This is a genomic window from Mycobacteroides sp. H001, from assembly GCF_001440005.1.
In the GTDB taxonomy this organism is placed as follows: domain Bacteria; phylum Actinomycetota; class Actinomycetes; order Mycobacteriales; family Mycobacteriaceae; genus Mycobacterium; species Mycobacterium gwanakae.
On the sequence record NZ_LJYH01000046.1, the window covers coordinates 95,896 to 120,586 of the forward strand.

Genomic DNA, 24,691 nt, shown 5'->3' on the forward strand with positions numbered 1-24,691 from the left:
TGGCACTCAAACAACCTGGCGCGCAAGCCGCGCGAACGCCGCGGTGTCATGGCTGCAGAACACGGTGACGTCCCTGGCCTGCTCGGCTACCAACTCGGTGAGACGCCGCATGTTCTGCCATTGAGCACGCGGGCGACTCGGGTGCGCGGTGATCATGTGCATGGCCCTGCTCGCGGTGGTCAACGGACCGGTGCCGATCGCATGCGGCTCGGTATAGGCATCACCGGCATGCAGTAGCCATCCGTTTCCCGTGTCGACGGCGACGCCAACGTGGCCCCTTGTGTGTCCGTACAGAGGCACAACCAGAATCTCCGGCGGCAGCCCGGTGAGGTCCCGAACGGCGTCAAAACCGAACCACGGCTCGCCACCATCAAGCTCGTTGATCTGCCAGTTGACTCCATGCCCACACAATTGGGCAGTGCGGTAACGGATTCGATCCACGACGGTTGGCTGCCTGCCGGCCCGAAGCTCGGGCCCGTGCACGTGCACAGTCGCCGACGGGAAATCCGCAAGGCCGCCGGTGTGGTCGTAATCCAGATGGGTCAGCAGTACATGCCGTACGTCAGCCGGGTCGTAACCAAGCGCGGCGATCTGTCGCACCGCCGTCTCGCTCTCCCGCAGCACAGGTCCGATGGCGTGCCGCGTCCACCCGAGTAGTCGCGGATTTCGGATGCATTCGAGACCGAACCCCGTATCGACGAGCACCAGCCCGGAGTTCGGCGTCTCCACCAGCAAGCAGTGGTCCACAAAACCGAATGCCATTGTGCCGCAATTGAGATGGTGGACCTTCATACCTCACCTCATCGTTGCCTAAGCCCGTCTTCCTTCACAGTATCTTCCCGGTCTCGTCTTTCGGGTCGACTGCGCGGAATAGCGGCCCCATGCGCCTGGTTCGTGCAGATATGAATGCCGCCCCGCAGTTCGATCCGCACGCACTCATAGCCGACAGCCGCATCGGCGTCCTGGCGACCATCAGATCCACTGGACTGCCGCAGCTCTCCCCCGTCACCCCGTTCTATGACCGCGACAAGGGCGTCATCTACGTCTCGATGACGGATGGCCGTGCCAAGACCGTGAACCTTCGCCGTGATCCTCGCGCCGCGCTGGAGGTCACCAGCTCGGACGGACGGGCCTGGGCGACGGCTGAGGGTGGGGTGACCCTGACCGGGCCCGGTACCGACCCTCACGGGCCCGAAGTCGAAGCGCTCGTCGACTACTACCGCGCAGCGGCCGGCGAACATCCTGATTGGGAGGAGTACCGCTCTGTCATGGTGTCCGACCGACGCGTCCTGATGGCGTTGAAGGTCGAGCGCGTCTACGGCGAGAAATTGAGCTGAGCCTCAGACCTTTCCTGTTGCGTCATAAATCCAGCTCATGTCCGCACTCGCGGGGTCTTCCAACCATGATGGCGGCGCGACGTTCGTCAGTGCCCCCATGTCCCAGTAGTCCTTCCAGAGCGTGATCTTCCCGTCAATCACCTTGAGCACAGACGCGAACCGCAGCAGCGCGGTTTCCCCGGTGGTCCAGATCCATGTCTCGGAGTGCTCATACATCACGTCTGCACCATTGGCGACGATTAGCCCGTCATGGTGCACATAGTCCTTCAGCGGCTCCAGGCCGATCTTCAGACGCTTGACGATGTTCTCTGGCCCGCATGCCGCAGCGGTGGGTCCGACCGGCATGTCCAAGTAAATGCAATCATCGTCAAGAAACGTGGTGACCGCGTCCCAGTTTCTCTCCGAAAGCGCTACCCACAGACCGATAACCACCGACGCTGATGACATCCCGATAGCTTTCCTTCCCCCGAAGTACAACGAGTCGAGATCCTACGATCCGCGCACCCGCTGCGGGTCCGATCTGGGCGATTAGGCTCACCCCATGCTCGTCGCAAAGTCGATCCTCTTATTCGCCGCAGCCGCGGTCCTCGAGATCGGCGGTGCCTGGCTGGTATGGCAGGGGGTGCGCGAGCATCGCGGCTGGACATGGGTGGGATTCGGAGTGATCGCACTGGGCGCCTACGGATTCGTGGCGACCCTGCAACCGGATGCCCACTTCGGCCGCATCTTGGCGGCTTACGGCGGGGTATTCGTTGCCGGGTCGCTCTTGTGGGGCATGGTGATGGACGGCTTCCGGCCCGATCGTTGGGACATCGGCGGCGCGCTCGTCTGCCTGGTAGGGGTGGCCGTCATCATGTACATGCCGCGGAGCGCATGAGCCGCGCTGCGTCCGGCCCCTTGCGCCGAGAGCTGGGCACGTTCGATGCCGTCATGATCGGGTTGGGCTCCATGCTCGGCGCCGGAATCTTCGCCGCCTTAGGGCCCGCCGCCCAATCGGCCGGTTCAGCGCTGCTGCTGGGCCTGGGACTGGCCGCGGTGATCGCCTACTGCAATGCGACATCCTCGGCCCGCCTGGCCGCGGTGTATCCCGCCTCAGGCGGCACCTACGTGTACGGCCGCAAGCGTCTCGGCGACTTCTGGGGATATCTGGCCGGTTGGGGCTTCGTGGTCGGGAAAACCGCGTCATGCGCCGCCATGGCCCTGACCGTGGGCTTCTACGCGTGGCCTGCCCACGCACACGCCGTCGCCGTGGCGGCCGTGGTGGCCCTGACCGCGATCAACTATGCGGGAGTTCAAAAGTCGGCATGGGTGACACGCGCAATCGTGGCGATCGTGCTGTCGGTGTTGGCGGCGATTGTGGTCACGGCGTTCGGATCCGACGGCATCGGGGTCGTGACCCTCGACATCACCGATGTGTCGATCACCGGAGTGCTGCAGGCCGCGGGCCTGTTGTTTTTCGCGTTCGCCGGATATGCCCGCATCGCGACTCTGGGTGAGGAGGTGCGCGATCCGGCACGCACCATCCCCCGCGCGATCCCCATCGCGTTGGCGATCACTCTGGTTGTGTATGCCGTTGTCGCCGTGGCGACATTGACGACACTGGGTCCCCAGCGGATGGCGGCATCTGCGGCTCCCCTGCTCGACACCGTCACCGCGGCGGGTGTGCGGTGGATGGAACCGGTGGTGCGGATCGGCGCCATCGTGGCGGCGACGGGCTCGTTGCTGGCACTCATCCTCGGGGTCTCACGCACCACCTTCGCGATGGCGCGTGATCGCCATCTACCTCACGCCCTGGCGGCGGTGCACCCCAAGTACGGAGTACCGTACCGCGCTGAACTTCTTGTCGGTCTTGTGGTTTCGATCCTGGCAGCCACCGCGGACCTGCGCGGCGCGATCGGGTTCTCGTCCTTCGCGGTGCTGGTGTACTACGCGGTGGCCAATGCCTCGGCGTGGACACTCGCCCCCGCCGAGGGGCGACCGCCGCGAATAGTTCCCGCGCTTGGTCTGGCAGGCTGCGTGGTCATTGCCCTCTCACTGCCACGGCCTTCGGTCGTCACCGGTGCAGCCGTGCTGGCAGTCGGCATCTTCATCTACGCGGTCCGCCGCCTCAGTGGCCCGGATACGCGTGAATAAGAGCGCTGTCCAGCTTTGACACCGCATGAGTCAGTTCATGTTCGGCAACATGAGCGATCCGGTGCGCTTCAGCCAGGCTGATGTCCGGGTCGACATCGAGTTCGGCATCCGCGTGGAGGCGATGCCCGATCCATCGCAGCCGCACGCTGCGCACGGTGCGCACCCCCGGCTGAGCCACCAAGGCCGTTTCCGCGGCATCCACCAATGCGGGATCCACCCCGTCCATCAACCGCCGGAATACATCTCGAACCGCGGTGCGCAGCACCACGAGAATCGCCACGGTGATCACCAATCCAATGATCGGGTCCGCCAAGGGATATCCCAATGCGACACCTCCGGCACCCAGTACCACAGCCAGTGAGGTGAACCCGTCGGTGCGCGCATGCAGGCCATCGGCGACCAGCGCCGCAGAACCGATCCGGCGGCCTACCCTGATCCGGTAGAGGGCGACGAGTTCATTTCCGATGAACCCGACCACTCCGGCGACCGCCACCCAACCCAGTTGACCGATCTGCACCGGGTGGATCAGACGCATCACAGCCTCATAGCCCGCCACCACGGCCGACAGCGCGATCATCGATACGACGAACAGGCCGGCCAGATCCTCGGCACGTCCAAATCCGTAGGTGTATCGCCTTGTCGCGACCCGTGTTCCGAGTGCGAAGGCTATCCACAGCGGCACCGCCGTGAGCGCATCGGAGAAGTTGTGAATGGTGTCGGCGGCGAGCGCCACAGAACCGGACACCACCACGATCACCACTTGAAACGCAGCCGTCACCAGCAGCGCGGCCAGGCTGATCTTCACGGCCCGAGTTCCGGCCGCACTGGAGCTGAGGGCATCGTCGATGCTGTCGGCGGCATCGTGACTATGCGGAGACACGATCTCGGCGAGCAGGCCCCTCAACCCTCCGGGATGCCGATGACCATGATCATGGTGATCGTGATGAGCGGGCTGGTTTCGGGTGTGACTCATTTCTTACCAACCTTTTTCACGGATCCGGCGGTATGCAGCACGGCCTCGGCGCGGTGATGCGGCGGGATTCCCGGACCGGCATGCTCGGCGTTGTGGACGGCATCGGTCACCAACTGCTCGACGTGTTCGTTTTCCAGGCTGTAGTAAACGGTGGTGCCGTCGCGACGAGTCCGGACCAACCGGGCCATACGTAACTTCGCCAAATGCTGCGACACCGAGGGCGCCGGTTTGCCGACGTGGTCGGCCAGCTCATTGACCGATAACTCGCCGCCAGTCAGTGCCCACAACACCCGAACCCGGGTGGCATCGGCCAGCATTCGAAATACTTCGACTACCAGCCCAACCTGCTCATCGCCCAATGGCGAACTGTCAGCATTCACCACGACGCTCCTCTGCTGCATATCTGCATTGATACGCAGATAGTAGACCATGGAGCCTGTCAGTGCTCGCAGCACCCGCATCCGTCGGCGGCGGCATTCCCCGGCACCGACGTGGTCATTGGTGCGCAGCAGGATTCGCCCCTCCAGGCGTTCATGCCCTCACGCACCGCGATGGCAGCGATCACGAGCGCCGCGACCGGGTCCGCCCATGACCACCCGAAGAGGGAGTTGACGAGCAGTCCTACCAGCAAGACCGCCGACAGATATGTGCACAGCAGCGTCTGCTTGGAATCTGCCACTGCCGACGCAGATCCCAGCTCACGACCCGCCCGGCGTTGCGCCCAAGACAGCACCGGCATGACCGCGAGGCTCGCCGCCGCCAGCGCGATACCGATCGTCGAATGCCGCGCCTCGCCGATCCCTGCCAGCGACCGGATCGACTCCACCGTCACATACGCGGCCAGCCCAAAGAATGAGAACGCGATGGCCCGCAGCGCGGCCTTCTCCCTGGTCTGCGGATCCTCGGCACTGAATTGCCACGCCACCGCGGCGGCCGAAGACACCTCGATAACCGAATCCAAGCCGAAGCCGATCAGCGCGGTCGAGGACACCCGCGCACCTTCCGAAAGGGCGACGACGGCCTCGATGACGTTGTAGGTGATCGTGGCGGCGACGAAAAGACGCACCCTGCGATTGAGCACGTCTCGGCGCTCGGACGTGAGCACCATCAGCAGCAACCTTCATCAGCCGGGCAGCAGGACGGATCGACCGTCAGCACCAAGTCCACCAAGTCATCCAGGGCGTGGGCAATCCGCGCATCGGCCAGCTCGTAACGGGTGCGCCGACCCTCTGGAACGGCGATGACAAGTCCGCAACCGCGTAGACACGCAAGGTGATTCGAGGTGATCTGACGCGATACCCCGACCTCCTCGGCGAGCTCCGAAGGGTAACCGGGCCGCGATCGCAAGCTCAGTAGGATCGCCGAGCGCGTCGGGTCCGACAGTGCCGATCCAAATCTCGTCAGGGCATCACGATGGACCAGAGTCTCCATGACATGGATAGTACATCTTTTGCTGTATTCAGATCTAGATGTACTAACTGGCGGCCGTTACGTGCCCCGCCGAAGCCGAACGTGCTTTCTGCCCGGCACGCAGAAAGACTCCCGTTCGCTCCTTTCCGAGAATTTCGGTGGGCTTGCCGTCGACCACGACGCCGTGTCCGCCGACCAGCACCGAGCAGACTGTCTCATCATTGCGATTGACCATCCGCGACAATCCCCCGTAAGCAGCAACGGACTGCTCGGCATACTCCGTAAGGGATCCATCGAGCCTCGCGGGGTCAACCACCAAAAGGTCTGCCCGGTCGCCGATTCGGAGATGACCGGCATCGATCTGGTACCAATCGGCAAGCTCACCAGTCAGTCGGTGCACGGCCTGCTCGATGGTCATGAACGGCTGTCCGGCTAGTTGCGCCTCGTGCACATGCCTCAATAGCCGCAGCCCGAAGTTGTAGAAGGCCATGTTCCGCAGGTGAGCACCGGCATCGGAGAAGCCGAGCTGGATGCCGGGATCTTGCGCGAGCTGCCTGAGCACCTCGGGGCGATGATTGGAAATAGTGGTGCGCCAGCGGATGGCGGCGCCGTGTTCTAGCACCAGATCAAGGAACGCGTCGACAGGGTGCAGGCCCCCGCGGTCCAGACCGACCTGGCCGAAAGACTTGCCGACGACCGAGGCATCAGGGCAGGCAACGATCTCGGCATCGAAAAAGTCTCTGTGCCAGACTCTTACACCAAACTTGCTCTCGTACTCCTTGCGGAACCGGCGACGGTACTTCTCGTCGCGCAGCAGATCATTGCGCTCCACTTCGTTGCGCAAGTGCAGGGCCGCGGCCCCCGCACCGAATTCTTCGAAGATCACCAGGTCGATACCGTCCGCATAGACCTCAAATGGCACGGGCAGATGCTGCCAGCGGAAATTGCCACCCAGTTTGTTGATGATGCGAGCGAGCGGCCCCATCGCCCTGATCGCATACGGGTTGGCCTTGATATCGGCCGCCGAGAGCAGCGACGTCGATAGCCGCTTGCGCAGGATGCCCAGAGACTGGACTGCCTGCGACAACACGTTCAACGGATTCTCGATGTCCGGACCGGATTGCAGCGCCCGATTCCTTTGGCGAAGCTGGGATTTGAGCTTTCGCAGCTCACGCGGCTTGGCATAGGTAGACGGCAGCGTCCGAGAACGGCACACATCGCCGTCCAGCTTGTCGAAGAGCAGCTGCTGAGAGGACATTCCGACAAAACCAGCATCGAGGGCCTCGGTCAACCACCTGTCCATCTGCGACTGCTCATCGGGCGTGGGCCGTTCGTTCTTACGGGTGGCGCGATCCAAACCCATCACCGCCGCGCGCATATCCGAATGCCCCAGGAACGTGGCGATGTTCGGCCCCAGCGGAAGCGACTCCAGCGCCGCGATGTACTCGCGCGCATTCGTCCATGTCTTGTGCCGATCCATCGCCCCGATGACGTGATCGCGCGGTATCGCCTCCACCCTGCCGAAGATGTCCCCGGCATCGACGCCGTTGACATGCACCACGGACAGCGAGCAAGAACCCAGTAGCACCGTTGTCACGCCGTGCCGCACCGACTCCGACAGTGCGGGTGCGGCGAGGACTTCCACGTCGTAATGCGTGTGGACGTCCACCAACCCCGGGAGCACCCATTTTCCCGTCGCATCAATGATGTGCGGACAGTTCGTGACATCGAGGTCGCCGTGCGAGATCGCGGCAATATGGCCGTCCTTGATCCCGATGTCTCGGATAGCCGATGCCGCGCCGGTTCCATCGAACCATCGCCCATTTTTGATCACCGTGTCGAACTGCACGTCGTTGTGCGAAGCCATGGTCGACTCTCCTTGTGTTACTGCTATTTCACGGGCGCTATGCGAAGCGCTGGTAGGACATATCTCCGGAAGTGGCGGCGCAGGGAGGCAGGATCATCCGGGTCCATGTGGTTCCCGGGTACGCTGCCCAGGCTGATCATCACACGGGCGATCCACTCGCTTGCTTCCTCAATGTCTGTGCGCGCGTGAATCTCTCCGGCATCGCGGGCCGCCTCGAGATACGGACGCCAGAATCCGGCGAGATCGGGCACCAGCCCCTGCACGCCCGCACCGGCGCAGGCCATGAACTCCTCGGGCTCGCGTACTCGCATCCGCATGAGCAGGGTGCCGGGATCGTCGTATGCACGGCGCCCGATTTTCACGCCGACCACCAACTGAGCCTCGAACCCTTTGATGTCCGCAAGCTCCGCGGCGGACCGGGCCCAGCTGATCTCGATCAATCGGATGATCGCGGCACCCACCAGAGTCTGCTTGTCCGGGAAGTGGCGGTACAGCCAGGAACGCGATACGCCGGCTTCCTCCGCCACGTCCGTCATCGTTGTAGCCCGAATTCCCTTGTCAGACAATATTTTCTCGGCAGCGTCGAGTAGCCGGGCGGCCACTGAATCGCCATCGGGGTCGGGTATCGAACCTTCATCGAACACCGCAGTCATGCCCTCAATCTAGACAAGCTGTAGACACATTTCAAGATCTGTGTACACTTCGGATGAACAGATTTTCGAAACTGTTCACAAGCGACCGCAATGCCGCGGCCGGACCTCAAGGAGTCCCATGACCCGACCCAACACCGCGATCGTCGGTGCCGGAATCAGCGGACTGACGTCCGCGAAGATGTTGTCTGACTACGGAATTCCCTACACCTGTTTCGAAACGTCCGATCGCATTGGCGGAAACTGGGCATTCGGCAACCCCAACGGCCATAGCAGTGCGTACCGTTCCCTGCACATCGATACCTCGCGGCATCAGCTCTCCTTCCGCGACTTCCCCATGCCTGACAGCTACCCACATTTTCCTCACCACACCCTGATCAAGCAGTACCTGGAGGACTACGCGACGGCCTTTGGCCTCAAGCCCCATATTGAATTTCAGAACGGCATCGTCCACGCCGAGCGCTTGTCAACCGGTGGCTGGGAACTACTGACACAGAAGGGTGAACGCCGATTGTTCGACCTTCTCGTCGTCGCCAATGGACATCACTGGGACCCCAGATATCCCGATTTTCCCGGAACCTTCACCGGCACGACGTTGCACTCTCACCACTACATCGATCCCCGCACTCCCCTGGATCTCATGGACAAACGGATCCTGGTGGTGGGCCTGGGTAACAGCGCCGCCGATATCGCGGTAGAGCTATCGTCCCGGGCTACCGGAAACACCGTCACCCTCTCCACCCGGTCCGGCGCCTGGATCGTCCCCAAGTACGTGGCCGGCCAGCCCGCCGACAAGTACTTCCGCACCAGCCCACACATACCGATGTCATGGCAACGCAAGCTCTTTCAGATGATGCAGCCCCTCATGTCGGGACGCCCCGATCAGTTGGGGCTACCGATGCCGAACCATAAGTTCGGCGAGGCACATTTCACCCAATCCGTCGAGCTCCCGCTGCGACTTGGATCCGGAGACATCGATCCCAAGCCGAACATCGATCGACTGGACGGTGACACCGTGCACTTCGAAGACGGCACGTCCGCGGACTTCGACGTGATCATCTTCGCCACGGGTTACAACATCACCTTCCCGTTCTTCGATCCGGAATTTCTCAGTGCGCCGGACAACCGCATCGACCTGTACAAACGGATGTTCAAACCCGGGCTGGACGACCTGATCTTCGTCGGCCTGGCGCAGGCCGTTCCATCCTTGTTTCCGTTCGTCGAATGCCAGGCACGACTGGTGGGTGCCTATGCGGCAGGCAAATACCGGCTGCCCTCGATCGGTGAGATGCACGAGGTGATCGAGGCGGAACATCGCAAGTACACCGGGCACATGCTTGATCGCCCGCGCCACACGCAGCAGTTGGACTATTTCCTCTACGAACACGATATGAGAACCAGGGAGATCCCCCGCGGACTCGCGCGGGCGAGGGGTGCCGCATGAACCGGCAGAGCATCCGATTCAACAGCCACGGAATCGACTGTGATGCATGGCTGTACCGTTCGGAGACGGCAACGGAGCCGGCCCCCGTCGTGGTGATGGCACACGGACTGGGCGGTACCAAGGATTCGGGACTGGAAGCCTTCGCGGAGCGGTTCGCCGACGCGGGCATGCACGCCTTCGCGTTCGACTATCGCGGCTTCGGATCCTCCGACGGTTTTCCCCGGCAACAGGTTTCGTTCAGCCATCAGATCGGCGACTATCACGCTGCCGTGAACGCCGCCGCCCGCCTCCCCGGTGTTGATCCCAGGCGGGTGGTCTTGTGGGGCGTATCCCTCGCCGGTGGGCACGTACTGGCAGTCGCCGGTTCGCGAAACGATATCGCGGCCGTCGTCTCGGTGACGCCGTTGGTGGACGGCATTGCGGCGGCGCGCTCGGCGATGAGCGAGCACAGCGCCCGCACCTTGGCTCGCTCGGCGCTCACCGGTATCCGCAGCCGGGTGGGACGTCACCAGCAGACCATTCCGATCGTCGGGCATGCGGGAGAACTCGCGGCGTTGACATCAGACGGGTACTACGAGGCACATCTGGCGATCGCGGGACCCTCTTGGCGCAACGAGATCGACGCGACGGTGGGCACTCGACTTGCCGCGTACCGTCCCACCCGCCATGCCGCGCGAATCAACTGTCCCACGCTGGTACAGGTCGCCGACTTCGACCGGGCCGCGCCACCGTACGCCGCCGCCAAGGCCGCCTTCAAGGCACGGGCCGAGGTGCGCCACTACCCCTGTGATCACTTCGGCGTCTATCAGGGCCAGGAGTGCTTCGACTCCGTCGTGTCCCACCAAATAGGCTTTCTGACAAGACACCTGGGCGTCCGGTCGGCGTCGCTGACCGAAGCAGTTCATGGCTGAGACCATTCAGCAACTGGTGCGTGCCCGGGCCACCGACGACAACGTTGCACTCATGTATCGAGGCGCGACGTGGACCTGGCGCGAGTACGTGGCCGAGGCGAACCGTCAGGCGGCAGCACTGATTCGGCAGGCCGACCCGCACCGGCCTCTTCACGTCGGCACCCTGCTGGGCAATACCCCTGCGATGGCGATTGCGATGGCTGCGGCCGCGCAGGGCGGATACATCCTGTGCGCGATCAACAACACTCGTCGTGGTGAGGGTTTGGTGCGCGATATCCGCAAGGCGGATGTGCAGCTACTGCTTGTGGACAGCGAGCATCGCCCTCTGCTCGAATCGTTGGATCTATCTGACGTCGTTGTGATCGATGTCGATGGGACGGGCTGGCGCCGCGATGTCGAGGCGGCCGGCGCGCTGGAGCCGTATCGAACTGCCGCGGCCCTTGACCCCTTCATGATGATCTTCACCTCAGGGACCAGCGGTGACCCGAAGGCAGTTCTCGTGACACACATGATGGTGCTCGTCGCGGCTCAGTCGCTGGTATCCCGATTCTCGCTGTGCCCCAACGATGTCTGCTATGTCTCGATGCCGTTGTTTCATTCGAATGCCGTGCTGGCCGGATGGGGTGTCGCAATGGCGGCGGGTGCCGCGCTGGCCCCGGCGAAATTCTCCGCATCGGGCTTTCTTCAGGACATCCGGGAGGTCGGCGCCACTTACATGAACTATGTCGGCAAGCCACTGGCATATCTCCTTGCCACACAAGAACGGCCCGATGATGCGGACAACCCGCTGCGGGTGGCGTTCGGGAACGAGGCCTGCGATAACGACATTGACCAGTTCGCACGACGATTCGGTGTCGCGGTGTACGACGGATTCGGTTCGACGGAGAATGCCGTCATCGTCACCCGGGAGGAGGGTACGCCGACGGGTTCCATCGGCAAGGGCTTCCCCGGTGTCGCGATTTACGACTCCAACACGTTGATCGAATGCGCCGTGGCCCGGTTCGATCCGCACGGCATCCTGGTCAATCCCGATGAAGCAGTCGGTGAGTTGGTGAATACCCAAGGGGCAGGCTTTTTCTCGGGGTACTACAACGACGACGAGGCTACCGGTGAACGGATGCGCCACGGCATGTATTGGTCGGGCGACCTTGCCTACCGGGACGCAGACGGCTGGATCTACCTAGCCGGACGGACAGCCGACTGGATGCGGATCAATGGCGAGAACCTGGCGGCCGCACCCATCGAACGGATCGTGCAGCGACACCCCGCAGTGAGTCAGGTGGCCGTGTACGCCGTCCGCGACGCCTCCGGGGGCGACGAGGTGATGGCCGCGCTGGTGCTGCGGGAGCCGTTGACGCCGTCGGGTTTCACCGCGTTTCTAGCCGCCCAGGAGGATCTGCCGCGAACCGGTTGGCCGCGATATGTGCGCTTGGCGCCCGGACTCCCGTCCACCGCGACCAACAAGATTCTCAAGCGTGTGCTGATTTCAGAGGGCCTCGATGTCGGGGACGATGAGCTGTGGGACCGCGACGCGCGCGGGGTCGAATACCTGCCCTTGCGGTATCCCCATCGGTCTATGTTTCCAGAGTGACTGGAGTTGTTGGCGAAAGCCATTGCGATGCCGAGTTTTCCATACTAATATCGAACATATGTTCTATACATTGGCAGACGATGGGCTGATCGATGTGATCAGCTCCTCGCAGCGCGCGGAGGCACAGGCAGCCGCGCGACGACTCTCTGCCATTGGCGTGCTGGTGGATCGCCACGGGGACCCCGAGCAGCAGGATCCTCGCGACAGGTTTGCGGTGGACCGCTGGGACGAGGTTGCCGCGCAAGTGGCCGCAGCGCAGGGCATCACCCACGCGTTGGCCTCACATCAGATGCGCTACGCCTATGTCCTACGCCATCGGCTGCGTGCCGTGGCACAGCGATTCGCAGCCGGAGACATCGACTTTCGCACCGTCGCGTTGATCATCGGGCGCACCGAACTACTGGAAGACGATGCTCTAGTCGCCGCCGTCGATGCGGCGATCTGTGAAGCGCTGCCCCGCTGGGAACGCTGGTCGATCAAACGGATCACCGGCGCGCTCGACGCGCTGATCTACCGCCACGACCGTGACGCGGTGCGCCGCACCAAAACTGCCACCGACGACCGCCACCTCGAGATCCGGCCCCTCGATACCGGCGACCCCCTGGCCGAGATCTGGGGTGTACTGCAGACTCCACACGCCGTGGCACTCGACAAACGCCTCGAACAGTTGGTCGCCACCGTCTGCCCCGCCGACCCGCGCACCAAAGCCCAACGGCGTGCCGATGCCATCGGCGCCCTCACTCAGGGCCTAGATCGGATGCGCTGCACCTGCGATGACCCCGGCTGCGCGGGGGTTGCCGTTGCCGACACCCCCGTCATCGTGCACCTAGTCGCCAATCAGGACACCCTCGAAGACCCCGAAAACCTTGAGCCCGCGCAGGTATCCGGATTCGGAGTCATCAATGGCGCGCAGGCTCGCCACATTGCCACCCAGCCCGGCACCCGGATCCGGCCCCTGCACGCCAGGGACACCGACCGCTATCGGCCCACCCGCACCCTCGACACCTATATCCGGTGTCGCGATCAGATGTGCCGCTTCCCTGGCTGCTCGCACCCCGCCGATACCGCAGACCTGGACCACAGCGTCGCATACGCCGACGGCGGCCGTACCTCAGTAGAGAACCTGAAGGCGTTGTGCCGCAAACACCATCTACTGAAAACCTTCTGCGGATGGCGTGAAATTCAGGAGCCGGACGGCACCGTCATCTGGAAAGCGCCCACCGGACACACCTACCCCACCACCCCTGCCGGCGGGTTACTGTTCGCCAATCTCAGCAGGTCCCGCACCCGCGCCCAGGACCGTCAACAACGCCGCACCGCCGAACGAAACCTCAACCAACGACAGCGACTACAACGCGAGCACGCACAAGCCGCACGCGCCAAGGCGAATCCACCGCCGTTCTAACCGGTGAGATAGCGCCACTCGGCGGCTGAGGCGGAGTCACGCAGCATGTTCGTAACGTCGTTGTTCCACTCAGCAACTTTCCGGTCGCTACGGTCGCACGATGACGTCGCCGGCAACATATGACACATCAGCGCCCGCCCCTGAAGAACAGGGATATCACAAGGGGCTGAAGAACCGGCAAGTCCAAATGATCGGCATCGGGGGTGCCATCGGCACGGGTCTGTTCATGGGAGCCGGTGGTCGGTTACACAGCGCGGGACCAGGCTTGTTCTTGGTTTATGCGGTCTGCGGCGTGTTCGTGTTCTTCATCCTTCGTGCGCTGGGCGAGCTGATCTTGCACCGGCCGTCCTCAGGGTCCTTCGTGTCGTACGCCCGCGAATTTCTTGGTGAGAAGGCGGCATACGTCGCAGGCTGGATGTACTTCTTCAACTGGGCCGCCACCGCCATCGTCGACGTCACCGCCATCGCGCTGTACATGCACTACTGGAGCGCCTTCAAAGCTATCCCGCAGTGGTCCATCGCACTCATTGCCTTGATCATCGTGCTGACCATGAACACCATCAGCGTCAAACTGTTCGGGGAGATGGAATTCTGGGCAGCTCTGATCAAAGTGGTTGCCATCATGGGTTTCCTGGTCATCGGGACGGTATTCCTGGCGGGCCGCTTCACGGTCGAGGGTGCCAGCACAGGGCCATCGGTGATCGCGGACAATGGCGGCCTGCTGCCCACCGGTCTGATGGCCCTGGTCATCGTCACCTCGGGAGTCGTCTTCGCGTACTCCGCAGTCGAACTGGTCGGCATCGCCGCCGGCGAGACCGAGAACCCGGAAAAGGTGATGCCCCGGGCCATCAACTCCGTCGTGTTCCGGGTCGCGGTCTTCTACGTGGGTTCACTCATCTTGCTGGCACTGCTACTGCCCTATGGGACCTACAAAGCCGGCGAGAGCCCCTTCGTCACCTTCTTCTCCCGGATAGGCGTGCCGTACGCCGGCGATGCCATGAACTTCGTGGTGCTGACGGCCGCACTGTCCAGCCTGAACGCGGGCCTGTACAGCACGGGGCGGATTCTGCGGTCCCTCGCGATGAATGGCAGTGCACCAAAAGTGTTGTCCCGTATGACCTCTGGCGGAGTGCCCTTCATGGGCATCGCGGTCACCGGCGCCCTCACACTTGTCGGGATATTCATGAACCTGGTCATTCCCGCCGAAGCGTTCGAAACCGCTTTGGATCTGGCGGCGCTCGGGATCATCTCGTCGTGGGCCACCATCGTGATCTGCCAGATCCAGCTGTACCGGTGGTCGCAGCGAGGCATCCTGCGGCGGGGCAGTTTCCGGATGCCCGGAGCCCCGTTCACCGGGTACCTGACGCTGGCGTTCCTGGCGGCCGTGGTGGTGTTGATGTGTTACGAGAACGCGTGGAACCTGATCGCGATCGTGGTACTCGTCCCCGTGCTGACCGCGGGCTGGTACCTGTGCCGTGGTCGCGTACTGCAGCTCGCGCAGGAGCGCATCGGATACACCGGCGCCTACCCGGTGATAGCGCACACTCCCATGCTCGACGACCCGCCGGGCGGCCGGGACGGGTAGCGGCAACGGTTGGGGCGGCCTTGTAGGTTGCGATCAACCGGTAGTCGGACACGAGAGGGACCTGAGGCATGGGCCAACTGAATGGGGCCAGGGCAGATCAGGCCCGAGAGGTGATCGAGGCGCTGGCCGGTCCCGGTGCAGTCCTGCGGAAAGATCAAGAAACCGCGGTGACAGCACTACTGGAGCCCGCAGCTCGGGTGCTGGTGGTCCAAGCCACGGGTTGGGGCAAATCCGCGGTGTATTGGGTTGCGACAGCGATCCGGCGTTCCGAGGGCGCCGGTCCGGCACTGATCGTCTCGCCGCTGCTGTCCCTGATGCGCGATCAAGTCGCCGCCGCCGCTCGGGCAGGGCTGCGCGCCGCGACGCTCAACTCGTCGAACTTCGACGACTGGAGTTCGATCGAAGCGCGGATCGTGGCCGGTGACGTCGATGTGCTTCTGGTATCACCTGAACGGCTGGCCAACCCCTCTTTCGGCCGTAGGGTGCTTTCGGCACTCGAAGGCTCCATGGGACTGCTGGTCATCGACGAGGCGCACGCGGTATCGGACTGGGGACACGATTTTCGTCCCGACTACCGCCGGGTCTCCGACGTGCTCACCCGGATGAATCCGGATACACCGGTACTGGCCACCACCGCCACCGCGAACGCGCGGGTCACCGAAGACGTGGCGACCCAACTGGGCGACGCCACCCTTGTTCTCCGGGGACCGCTGGCCCGTCGCTCATTGCAGCTCAACGTGTTGCCACCGATGTCGCCGCTGGCACGCTATGCCTGGGTGGCTCAGCATCTCGACGAACTGCCTGGGTCGGGCATCGTCTATGTACTCACCGTCGCCGATGCGCAACGGCTCGTGAACGCCATCCACGCGGTACACCCACAGGCGAAAGTCGCTGCGTACACAGGCCAACTCGACGCGGACGCGCGAGCCCGACTGGAGGACGCGCTACGTGAGAACCGGATCAAGGCGCTGATCGCCACGTCTGCCCTGGGGATGGGCTTCGACAAGCCCGACCTCGGATTCGTAGTCCACATCGGGTCACCGCCATCACCAGTCGGCTACTACCAGCAGGTGGGGCGCGCCGGCCGCGCCATCGACCATGCGGCAGTCGTGCTGCTTCCGTCGGAATCGGACGCCGGTATATGGGACTACTTCAGCACCGCTTCGATTCCCGATCCCAAGCAGATGGACACGGTGCTCACCGCTCTGGCCGGTGAGACGCGCGATGATGAGGGATCTGTATCGGTAAACGCGCTCGAAGCCAAGACAGGTATTCGGCGCACACGAATCGAGCTCATGGTCAAACAGCTCGCCGTCGACGGCGCGGTGGAGCGGGTCGACGGCGGCTGGCGATCTACCGGTAGCCCTTGGCATTTCGACACAGAGCACTACGACGGCATCATTGCCACCCGCCGCCGCGAAGCCGACATCATGATGGCCTATACACGTGGAGAACGCTGCCTCATGCAGCTGCTCACGGAATCGCTTGACGACCCCCAGGCCGCATCTTGCGGACAGTGCTCGGTGTGCCTCGGGCAGACACCCGATGGGCTTGGATCGCCCGCGTCTGCCGAGCTGATGCAGATGGTCGCGGCCACCCTGCGCACCGATTCCACGGTGCTTGAACCCCGAAAGATGTGGCCTGGCGGAGAGTTCGGCACCCGCGGCAAGATTCCAGCGGACCTGCTCGCCGAGCCCGGCCGCGTGCTGGTCCATGCCGATGCTCCGGAGTGGAGCGGGGTAATCGCCGCTGCGGTAACGGGCGAACCCGAGGCGATCGAAGTCCTGACCCAGGCCGCGGTTTCCACGCTCGCTCGATGGCGCCACGAATGGGTCGCCCGCCCCGAGATCGCGGTGTCGCTGCAGCTGACCGGTACGCCCCGGCCGGTGCGGCCGGTGACCGAGCGAATTGCGACGATCGGTCGCCTACAGCAGGCGGCGATGCCAGCGGTTGTGGGTATGGCTCCGGGCCGTGATTCCTCCGGCGGCGAGGAAGCCGCCTACTGGCGTGACGCGATCAGCACAGACGACTCACTCCGGGACATGGTCAACGGCCGATGCGTGCTGCTGGTGGCAGACTCGACGTCTACCCGGTGGCCCATCACCGTTGCCGCCGCCCATCTGCGCAAGGCCGGAGCGCGAGCGGTACTGCCACTGCTCATCCACCAACCAGCCTGATCCGGCTGGGCTCAGCGACCCCAGGGGTCTTCCAGCATGCGCGGTTTGAGTGTTTGGACGAAAAACATTCCATATCGCCTAGCTGTGCCTACCAGCTGAAAGGCGCTGCCAACTGCCGATTCGCTATCCTGCCGAGAAAAGCAACTTTGGCGGAGATTAGGCAGGTCATGTTGCACGCCGCTGCCCGTCTAGCGCGTATGCGCGCCGCCCAGGGCATGCGAGAACGCACAGCCTCGATAATCCTCATGACTGCGGGTGTCGTTGTCATGATTGCCCTGGGCGAAGGACATACGTTCCACGCCGCTGGATACGCGATGGCAGTGTTGTTTGGGCTCATCTGCGCCCACAGCTGGTTCAATCCGCTTCTACTCCAAGCGCGTTCGACAATACTGACAGAAGCTGCACGCCGAAACATCTCATCGATGGGCCTTAGCGCGCTAGTGATTCTCGCCCCGACCTCGCATGCGCCTGAGTTCAGTACGCAGCGATTCTTCCAACTCCGGACCAGGGGCAGAGACTCCGCGGGTTGTGAGCACGTCCCGCACCGTTCTCAACAGGGATAGCTCGGACTCGACGTCAGCTGCGGTGCGGTGGCCGATCTGCACGCACCCCTCGTGCGCGCAGCAGCCATCGCACTCATGCACCGCGAACCTCTCCCAACCCCGAGCAACCCACAACGCGAATTGATCTGGATCAGGATGGGCCTGCCCGTGCACACAAATACGGTCCAGAACACCGTTTGGCCGGCAGCGCTGCAGCCAGTCACGCATGTGGTGGCTGCTGGGGTCATGGATCACGCAGTTCATGCCTGCACAATCATCGGGCGGATGCCCAGCAGCAAACCCGCTCACCCAGCCATACTGAATCTGCCAACCCAGGTGCAGCAAGTGTGATCACACACGCAACCGAAACAAACCACTACAGGTGTCACGCCTGGCCACACCGTCGCCTGCCGGAGACCCTACGAAGCCCGAAATCAATCCGCTGCGAACACCGAGGCTGCGCCGTCGAGTGCGCCCCATTCGGTATCCACTATATCCATGGAAACACTTGCCCGATAACAGGATTGACTCGACCTCAGGTCGTTCCGAATTTTTCATCACGCAAACGAAGCTTCTCCCCCAGCAATGGTCGAGTATGCGCACCCATGTACTCCAGACCTTCACGGACGGTGCAGGGTTTGCCATACTCCAGCGGCAGCGATAAATCCAACTCTGGCCGTTCCAAGAAGACGTCATAAAACGGCGCGGCATCCTCGCCGGGTAAATGATCATTCGACAGCATTAAAACAAGTGGCGTTGGCGTACGCCGCGAATACAAGTTCACGTCAGCACCGGCCTCAATCAACCGACGCACCATCGGTGCCTCCAGCTCGGGATGCCGCTTGTCAAGACGTCCAAACATTGCGTGCAATGCATTGATGCTGCCCTCTTGATATGAGGGATCGCCTCCATCGTCAAGCATGCGGATGGTGATCGCCACCCGCAGCCGCACGTCGCTATTGGAGACTGAACCTATAAAAGCCTCCGGCTGACTCGCTACCTCCCCCGGGTCATACTGCGTCAAAAATTCATCCAAAGATGATGCGTACTGCGTGAAGTGCCTCAAAAAGACCACTGACCTCACCCTTCGCTTCGTCCAGCTGTCCCACTCGGGCAGGTTGGCCGACGGCGGTCAGTCTGCACGCTCCCCTCCTAGCAAACCCATTCACGCAGCCATACTGAATGCCACGCCCGTGGTACAGCAAGTGCGGACACACATGCAGCCGAAATATGCCACTACACCTGTCGCGCCCGGAAGGAGATCTCGACATGCGCTGGACGCGACCATCGACTAGCCTACTGGCACAAGCGTTTCAACGTACTGACCGGTAGCCGAATCGTGACGCTCCGGTGACGTAGAGCCCCCGGAATGTCTGCTGAATTCGATCCGGCAGCCATCTGGCGTGCAATCCCCAAAAGCCTGCAGTCGGATCTGCTCCGATCCGTAGTCGTCTCAGCTACGCGTTCATAGCCTTACCTCTCCGTCAGCCAGGTCCCAGGCGCAGATCAATACATCACACACATCACCGAACTGACCAGCAAGCAGATCGAGTGCTCCGGCGCCTCAGCGCGCGTTCATTCACAGATGACCTGGTCAGTGACGACACCCAAAAGGCCTGCGGCGCAGACCGATTACGCCACAATCGCCACCACTCTTGAGTATCGCAAGAACCGGTGGATCGTCACCAAACGCGAACACGTGCAGCTGTAAGAGCCCGCCGGCTGACCGTGCGCCTGTTCATTGATGGCGCGGTGTTGCGATCGAAATGGTGGCTTGGCGCCAACGGTTGGAGTAGCCGAGCAGCTGGTGCCCGTCCGGAGTGCGCTCAATCAGGGGCACATCGGTGCGACCAGATTGGTTCAGGGCCCATTTCATCGCTTCTAAGTCAAACTTGTTATCCGGCACCAACACTCGCACCGGTAGATCGGTCAGTATCTCACCTGGCTTGTTCTTCGCCGATGTCACCTTTGTTCCGGGCGCCAGGATCAATCCGATCTCGACAGTGCCGGGAGCTGTGGTCACTACGACGCCGTCGATGGTGTCCCACGAGCCGTCATGCTCGGTCTTGCACATAGGAAACAGGCCATCGGCATCGGCTTTGAACAGCAGGGTCGCGCCCCAGTACAGGCCCGCGACAACCATCGCGGCGAGAATGCTGATCGCCAAGATGATGATCCCGACGACCCGCGCGATGGGTATGCCCAGCGCCTGCAACCCTGCGGATGTACCCCAGCCGATCAGAGCGAACGTTCCCAACGCTGCGGGTATGGCGATCAGCCAGCCAAGGCCGGTATTTTGGCGGGTGATGCGATACGACCACTGTTTGGCGACCGTTTTGAGCCGCAGTACACCCACCGCCGCAACCAGTATGCAGATCCCCGAGGCCACCCAAAAGGCCTGTGCCGTCGGGTCGTTGACGATGTTGTACCCGGCGATGAACAAGCCGAGCGTACTAACCCCGATAAAGCTGATCGGCCAGTTCAGCTTTTTGAATGCCGCCGTCTTTGCGGCCAACGCCTGTTCGCGGGTCACCGGTTCCAATGAATATTCAGCCATGCTCGTCTGATCCCTCCCGTCACCAGCATCTGGCCTAAGCCACGATACCTGCGAGCTTTGGAGCCCGCGTCTGACTAAGACTGTGCCGCTAAGGCCTCCATCGTCAGTGTCTCCAAGGTGAACTGGGTGGGGTACAAGTCCACGCTCAAGGCGTAGACGTTTCCTGCATGATCCACCGCGAGATCGTACGTCTGGCTCAGATGGCGCATCGGCAGTGTGAATCCGTGAGCCCAACCGGCCGGAACCATCATCAAAATAGCCGGGAAAGCCTGGTCCCCGACATAAAGATTGCCCGCCGGATCGACCGCCAGCAGACCGGGACACCGCGGCATGTCAGGAATTTTCACCGGCTCAGCAGCACCCGCCTCCAGCTTCCACACCCAGTTCACGGATACGCCATTGCAGCCTGATGCTGCGTAGATCTCACCTGAAGGTCCAACAGCGACCTGATACTTAGCCCCCGATTCAGGGAACGGCAGACGGGTCACCGCGCCGGTCGCAGTATTCAATGTCCAGACCCACGACGAAGTGCGGCCAGCATCCGATCGACTGCCCGCGCCAACAACGTTCCCAGTCGAGTCCACCGCAATATCTCCCAGGTCGCCCTGATCATCGATCGGATATTTTCGGACCTCGCCAGTTTCGGGCGTCAGCACCAAAACGTTCCCGCGGAAAGTGGTCACATAGATTCGGCCCGCAGTATCGACCGTCACACCCATCGCATGCATACCGTCGTCGGGAAACGGCAGTTTTGTCCCCTCGTTCCAGCCGGGCGCAAGCTTCCACACCCCGTATCCCGAGTAGTCCCCCTCCTCGCCCGCGATGTAGATATATCCGGCTTCGTCCACCGCGATCTTGTCCGGGCGGACATTCAAATGGACATCCATCGATTGTGGTCCGGTCGCTGTCCCGTCAATACCCACCACATTGCGTACCGCCACGATCGATACGACGATCAGAAGCAACACCGCCGCCACGGTGGCCGCCTGCCGCAAGCGTTGGCCACTACTGACGGGCCGTACTTTTTCGGTGACGCTGCGGTACCCAGTGGCCGAGGGCAACCTGATGTTCCGATTGGACAACACATCCCGAACGCGTGAACTCAGCACAGGGGCTTGCGACTGCTGCTGGCGCTCTGGTGGTAGCCCTGGTGTTGAGGCTGGTTTGTCTGGATCGCTGCTGTTCATCATGGTTTCGTCATCTTGAACACACGGCCCTGGAGGCTTCCCAAGTCGCTTCCAGCGACGTAGAGGTTGTCCCCGGCGTCAACGGCCAGTGCGTATGCGAAAGGAACAGTTTCCGCAAGCTTGGATTTTTCGCCCGTCGCGCTGCTCACTTTGTACACGGCGTGGTAGCTCCTTACACCGGCAAACAGGTTGCCGGCGGAATCCACGGCAATAACTTCAGCATCCAACCCGGGGAACACCCTCACGGCTTCGACGGCGCCTGGAGCCAGTTTGAATAGCTGGTACTCGCCGCCCTCCACCCTGGCTGCCAGGTAGACATTGCCGGTGCGGTCAACGGCGATCGAGCTGGGCGAAGCCACGTCGGGAAAAGGCAACGGTACCGGTTGATCCGCACCCTTAGACAGTTTCCACACCGTCGAGGTGGGCCGCTTGCCGGCGCTTTCGACGACGTACACAGCACCGAGGCCATCAACCGTTAACGCTCTTGGCAGATTGAGCGTTGGAAACGGCAGCTGAACCCGCGACGAAAACCCGCGGCCCACAGACCACACCGCCGCGTCCGCCACGACATACACATCACCATCGCGTGTATCAACGGCCACCCCGTAAATGGACATTGCGTCGAACGGCATCACCGAGGGCTTCTGTTCGCCAGGTGAAAGCCGCAGCACCCGCGGCTTCTTTCCGACAGCGCCAGGGACGTACACCTCGCCGGTGACGTACACACTGCCATCCGCGTCGACCGCCAAACCCTCGGGTTGGTAGGGGTGATCAAACGGCAGCTCGGTGACAGGATCTGGCCCTGCAGGTCCAGTACTGTCGTGCGAGACGCCTAGCCTTGACCACGGCATGAAGACCACCAGTGCGGTGACCAGTGCGATGGCGATCACGATCGCCGATGCTGTGATCCATAGTTGCCGACGCGGGCCCTTCGGAAGCGGATCAGTCACTCGACGGTAGTCCGCCGATGACTGTGAGGGCATCGGCGTCCCGGGCGCCACCGGCACAGTGAACGGATACGGAACTGCGCCAGGTGCTAGGCCCGGTGTTGACGGGAAATTCTGCTGTGCTGGTGGTGGCCCGAAGGTTGGGGCTACAGTGCCCACGTCGCCGTCTCGCAGGGCTTTACGCGCGGCCACCGCGAATGCCCCCGCGCCGGGGAAACGGTCCCCCGGGCGCACGGCGAGCCCGCGAGCCAAGACGGCATTGAAACCGGGCGGGACTAAGGGGCCGACGTTCTGGACAACGGGCGCACCGGTTTCGGCTTGTGGCGGCTGGCCTGTCAAGCATTCAGACAAGACGCACGCAAGCGAATACACGTCGGTGGCCGAACTGACCGGCGCGGTGCGCGCCACCCGCTCCGGGGCCAGATAGGCCACACCCGACTCGACAGCGGTCGCAGGCCCAGCCAAAGACACCGAACCATCAAGAGCCAGAAGGATATTGGCCGGGTCAACAATGTCAGAGCGCAACCCGCCATCGGCGGCTAAACCATCGAGATCCACAGCAACCTGCGCGACCAATGCCACCGCACGCGCTGCCGTCAAAGTCCCCGAACGGTCCAATTCGGCACGCAACGACACCCCGCCCAAAACCCGCCCGTCCTCCTCCATGAAGCCCACATTAACCAACCCCACCCCACCCCGAGTCGCACAACCAGGAACCAGCAACCCGCTTCATTGATTCGGACGCCTTGCAGGATCACAGCAATCCAATGAGCGAGTTGATAGCAGCGGGATTGGCGATCCCTGATTTGATCATGTCGTGGATGACAGGCAGCGGTCTGACGATCATGCTCTCAATGCGGTAACTGCACGGGGTTTTGCCGATCGCGACGATCAGGCGCTGATCCGGGAGTTGGTCAGTGCGCCGTTTCCTGCCGGCGCTGATGGGTTGGTGGAAGCGGGGTGGATGTTGGTGCCGCTGCTGCAAACTCGCTCCGGGACGCCGGTGGCGGCAGCGGCCGAAGCCCGGCTGGCCGCGATCGTCGGGATGCTGAGTTCTCATCGGTTGCGGCCTGGGCACGAGAAGATGCTCGCCGACCTCGATCAGCACCGCAGGCTTGCTGGGCGCTCGCAACGCCACACCGACCTCGGCGCCTCGATCATTGTCGGGATTTTGTTGGCGGGCTTGTGCGCGCTGGTCCTGTGGGCGGTTTCGCTGCTGGGTCCCGTTGTCCTGCTAGCGACGGCGATCATTCTGCCGATCGCCGTCGCCCTCACGTACCTGGTTATTCGCCGCCTTGAGCGTGACGACACCGCCGCGCACCGGGTCAGGATCCACGGATTGGAGGTATCGACGTGGTTGGGCAAGGCGCTGCCCGCCGAGCACGCGATCGCCGTTGATCTGGCGCTTCGTCTGCCGCCCGGAGCTATCCATGCCTTGACGGTCAATCCGTTGGTGATCGTCGCTGGGCAAGGCAAGACTGCGGTGCTCTCACAGCAGACCTTGATAGCCGATGCTGCCGCATTGACCGATCCCTGCGTGGAAGCCGCTGCTGAGCTGCTGGCCGGCTATCTTTCCGAGCCACGAGAATCGGTGGTGATCGCGCCGGACATTCCGCGACCGGTGTGGGCGGGGCCCTGGCCCGCTCACTGGGAGTCGCTGGCCGGCGAAGTGTGCGGCGACTACATCGAGTGGATGCAATGGCGCGGTGTCCTTGCCGGATTCACCGACTTCGGCGGGGTGTTCACTGTCAATCTGGCCGCAATTGGCCCGAATTGCCCGACCGAATACGGCCAGGCTGACCAGTACCTCGCGACAGTTCTGCGTACGCATATAGCTGACCCTGACAGTGATGTCGTGCGGTTCCACGTCGGCGGTACGGATTCGGATCGGTCGGCGCTGCTGGCCGTAATCGATATCGCGCGCACCGGCGACAGTCGAGGCGATGACTGACGGTTGCGATCCGTGCGGTAGACC

22 protein-coding genes are annotated in these 24,691 nt (G+C 62.8%); 10 read left to right on the forward strand and 12 right to left on the reverse strand.

Annotated features, from left to right (window positions below):
- Positions 1 to 6: 6 nt before the first annotated feature.
- Complete coding sequence (locus AOT83_RS23155) at positions 7 to 792, reverse strand: MBL fold metallo-hydrolase (RefSeq protein ID WP_057963973.1); 786 nt, start codon at positions 790 to 792, stop codon at positions 7 to 9.
- A 110-nt stretch (positions 793 to 902) separates the two neighbouring features.
- Here AOT83_RS23155 and AOT83_RS23160 point away from each other — a divergent pair, with 110 nt between their 5' ends.
- Entirely contained in the window at positions 903 to 1,337 is a 435-nt protein-coding gene (locus tag AOT83_RS23160; protein WP_057964012.1) for a PPOX class F420-dependent oxidoreductase, read from the forward strand.
- 3 nt (positions 1,338 to 1,340) lie between these two features.
- Here the strand turns inward: AOT83_RS23160 and AOT83_RS23165 are convergent, their stop codons facing one another.
- A complete protein-coding gene (locus AOT83_RS23165; RefSeq protein WP_057963974.1) occupies positions 1,341 to 1,784 on the reverse strand; it encodes a nuclear transport factor 2 family protein in 444 nt (147 codons plus the stop codon).
- Between the two features lie 94 nt (positions 1,785 to 1,878).
- Here AOT83_RS23165 and AOT83_RS23170 point away from each other — a divergent pair, with 94 nt between their 5' ends.
- Both AOT83_RS23170 and AOT83_RS23175 read left to right on the forward strand, forming a co-directional pair.
- Positions 1,879 to 2,214, forward strand: coding sequence for a YnfA family protein (locus AOT83_RS23170; RefSeq protein WP_030098096.1), 336 nt, complete (start codon positions 1,879 to 1,881; stop codon positions 2,212 to 2,214).
- Positions 2,211 to 3,470, forward strand: coding sequence for an amino acid permease (locus AOT83_RS23175; protein ID WP_057963975.1), 1,260 nt, complete (start codon positions 2,211 to 2,213; stop codon positions 3,468 to 3,470). Before AOT83_RS23170 ends, AOT83_RS23175 begins: the two co-directional genes overlap by 4 nt.
- Here the strand turns inward: AOT83_RS23175 and AOT83_RS23180 are convergent.
- The 6 genes from AOT83_RS23180 to AOT83_RS23205 are packed head-to-tail and all read right to left on the reverse strand — an operon-like array spanning position 3,445 to position 8,373.
- Complete coding sequence (locus AOT83_RS23180; RefSeq protein WP_057963976.1) at positions 3,445 to 4,443, reverse strand: cation diffusion facilitator family transporter; 999 nt, start codon at positions 4,441 to 4,443, stop codon at positions 3,445 to 3,447. The two genes, AOT83_RS23175 and AOT83_RS23180, sit on opposite strands and share 26 nt — an antisense overlap.
- On the reverse strand, positions 4,440 to 4,844 hold the full coding sequence (locus tag AOT83_RS23185; RefSeq protein ID WP_057964013.1) for a metalloregulator ArsR/SmtB family transcription factor: 405 nt from the start codon (positions 4,842 to 4,844) through the stop codon (positions 4,440 to 4,442). Before AOT83_RS23185 ends, AOT83_RS23180 begins: the two co-directional genes overlap by 4 nt.
- A 38-nt stretch (positions 4,845 to 4,882) precedes the next feature.
- Positions 4,883 to 5,551, reverse strand: coding sequence for a cation transporter (locus AOT83_RS23190; protein ID WP_057963977.1), 669 nt, complete (start codon positions 5,549 to 5,551; stop codon positions 4,883 to 4,885).
- Positions 5,551 to 5,874 carry a winged helix-turn-helix domain-containing protein gene (locus tag AOT83_RS23195; protein WP_030098101.1) on the reverse strand — a complete coding sequence of 108 codons (324 nt, stop codon included), beginning with the start codon at positions 5,872 to 5,874 and terminating at the stop codon, positions 5,551 to 5,553. The genes AOT83_RS23190 and AOT83_RS23195 overlap by 1 nt, the downstream gene beginning before the upstream one ends.
- Positions 5,875 to 5,917: 43 nt before the next feature.
- A complete protein-coding gene (locus AOT83_RS23200; protein ID WP_057963978.1) occupies positions 5,918 to 7,720 on the reverse strand; it encodes an amidohydrolase family protein in 1,803 nt (600 codons plus the stop codon).
- Positions 7,721 to 7,743: 23 nt separating this feature from the next.
- Positions 7,744 to 8,373, reverse strand: coding sequence for a TetR/AcrR family transcriptional regulator (locus AOT83_RS23205; RefSeq protein ID WP_057963979.1), 630 nt, complete (start codon positions 8,371 to 8,373; stop codon positions 7,744 to 7,746).
- Positions 8,374 to 8,491: 118 nt separating this feature from the next.
- On the opposite strand from AOT83_RS23205, the gene AOT83_RS23210 reads away from it, so the two are divergent.
- The 6 genes from AOT83_RS23210 (at position 8,492) to AOT83_RS23235 (ending at position 17,483) form a co-directional block, all read left to right on the forward strand.
- A complete protein-coding gene (locus AOT83_RS23210; protein WP_057963980.1) occupies positions 8,492 to 9,814 on the forward strand; it encodes an NAD(P)-binding domain-containing protein in 1,323 nt (440 codons plus the stop codon).
- On the forward strand, positions 9,811 to 10,725 hold the full coding sequence (locus AOT83_RS23215; RefSeq protein ID WP_057963981.1) for an alpha/beta fold hydrolase: 915 nt from the start codon (positions 9,811 to 9,813) through the stop codon (positions 10,723 to 10,725). Before AOT83_RS23210 ends, AOT83_RS23215 begins: the two co-directional genes overlap by 4 nt.
- Positions 10,718 to 12,316 (forward strand): fatty-acid--CoA ligase FadD1, encoded by a 1,599-nt coding sequence (gene fadD1, locus AOT83_RS23220; protein ID WP_057963982.1) that lies wholly within the window; start codon positions 10,718 to 10,720, stop codon positions 12,314 to 12,316. The genes AOT83_RS23215 and fadD1 overlap by 8 nt, the downstream gene beginning before the upstream one ends.
- 58 nt (positions 12,317 to 12,374) lie before the next feature.
- Entirely contained in the window at positions 12,375 to 13,721 is a 1,347-nt protein-coding gene (locus tag AOT83_RS23225; protein ID WP_057963983.1) for an HNH endonuclease signature motif containing protein, read from the forward strand.
- Between the two features lie 100 nt (positions 13,722 to 13,821).
- Positions 13,822 to 15,306 carry an amino acid permease gene (locus tag AOT83_RS23230; protein ID WP_057963984.1) on the forward strand — a complete coding sequence of 495 codons (1,485 nt, stop codon included), beginning with the start codon at positions 13,822 to 13,824 and terminating at the stop codon, positions 15,304 to 15,306.
- A 68-nt stretch (positions 15,307 to 15,374) separates the two neighbouring features.
- Complete coding sequence (locus AOT83_RS23235) at positions 15,375 to 17,483, forward strand: DEAD/DEAH box helicase (RefSeq protein WP_057963985.1); 2,109 nt, start codon at positions 15,375 to 15,377, stop codon at positions 17,481 to 17,483.
- Positions 17,484 to 18,560: 1,077 nt separating this feature from the next.
- Here the strand turns inward: AOT83_RS23235 and AOT83_RS23250 are convergent.
- The 4 genes from AOT83_RS23250 to AOT83_RS23265 form a co-directional block, all read right to left on the reverse strand.
- Entirely contained in the window at positions 18,561 to 19,100 is a 540-nt protein-coding gene (locus AOT83_RS23250) for a hypothetical protein (protein ID WP_131726969.1), read from the reverse strand.
- A gap of 663 nt (positions 19,101 to 19,763) precedes the next feature.
- Positions 19,764 to 20,582: a hypothetical protein gene (locus AOT83_RS23255; RefSeq protein ID WP_057963989.1), complete on the reverse strand. Its 819-nt coding sequence runs from the start codon at positions 20,580 to 20,582 to the stop codon at positions 19,764 to 19,766.
- A 74-nt stretch (positions 20,583 to 20,656) separates the two neighbouring features.
- The gene (locus tag AOT83_RS23260) at positions 20,657 to 21,559 is read right to left on the reverse strand and encodes a hypothetical protein (RefSeq protein WP_234797654.1); all 903 of its coding nucleotides are present in this window, start codon (positions 21,557 to 21,559) and stop codon (positions 20,657 to 20,659) included.
- A 209-nt stretch (positions 21,560 to 21,768) separates the two neighbouring features.
- Positions 21,769 to 23,382: a hypothetical protein gene (locus AOT83_RS23265; protein ID WP_057963991.1), complete on the reverse strand. Its 1,614-nt coding sequence runs from the start codon at positions 23,380 to 23,382 to the stop codon at positions 21,769 to 21,771.
- Between the two features lie 151 nt (positions 23,383 to 23,533).
- Here AOT83_RS23265 and AOT83_RS23270 point away from each other — a divergent pair, with 151 nt between their 5' ends.
- A complete protein-coding gene (locus AOT83_RS23270; RefSeq protein WP_057963992.1) occupies positions 23,534 to 24,667 on the forward strand; it encodes a hypothetical protein in 1,134 nt (377 codons plus the stop codon).
- The last annotated feature ends 24 nt before the right edge of the window (positions 24,668 to 24,691 follow it).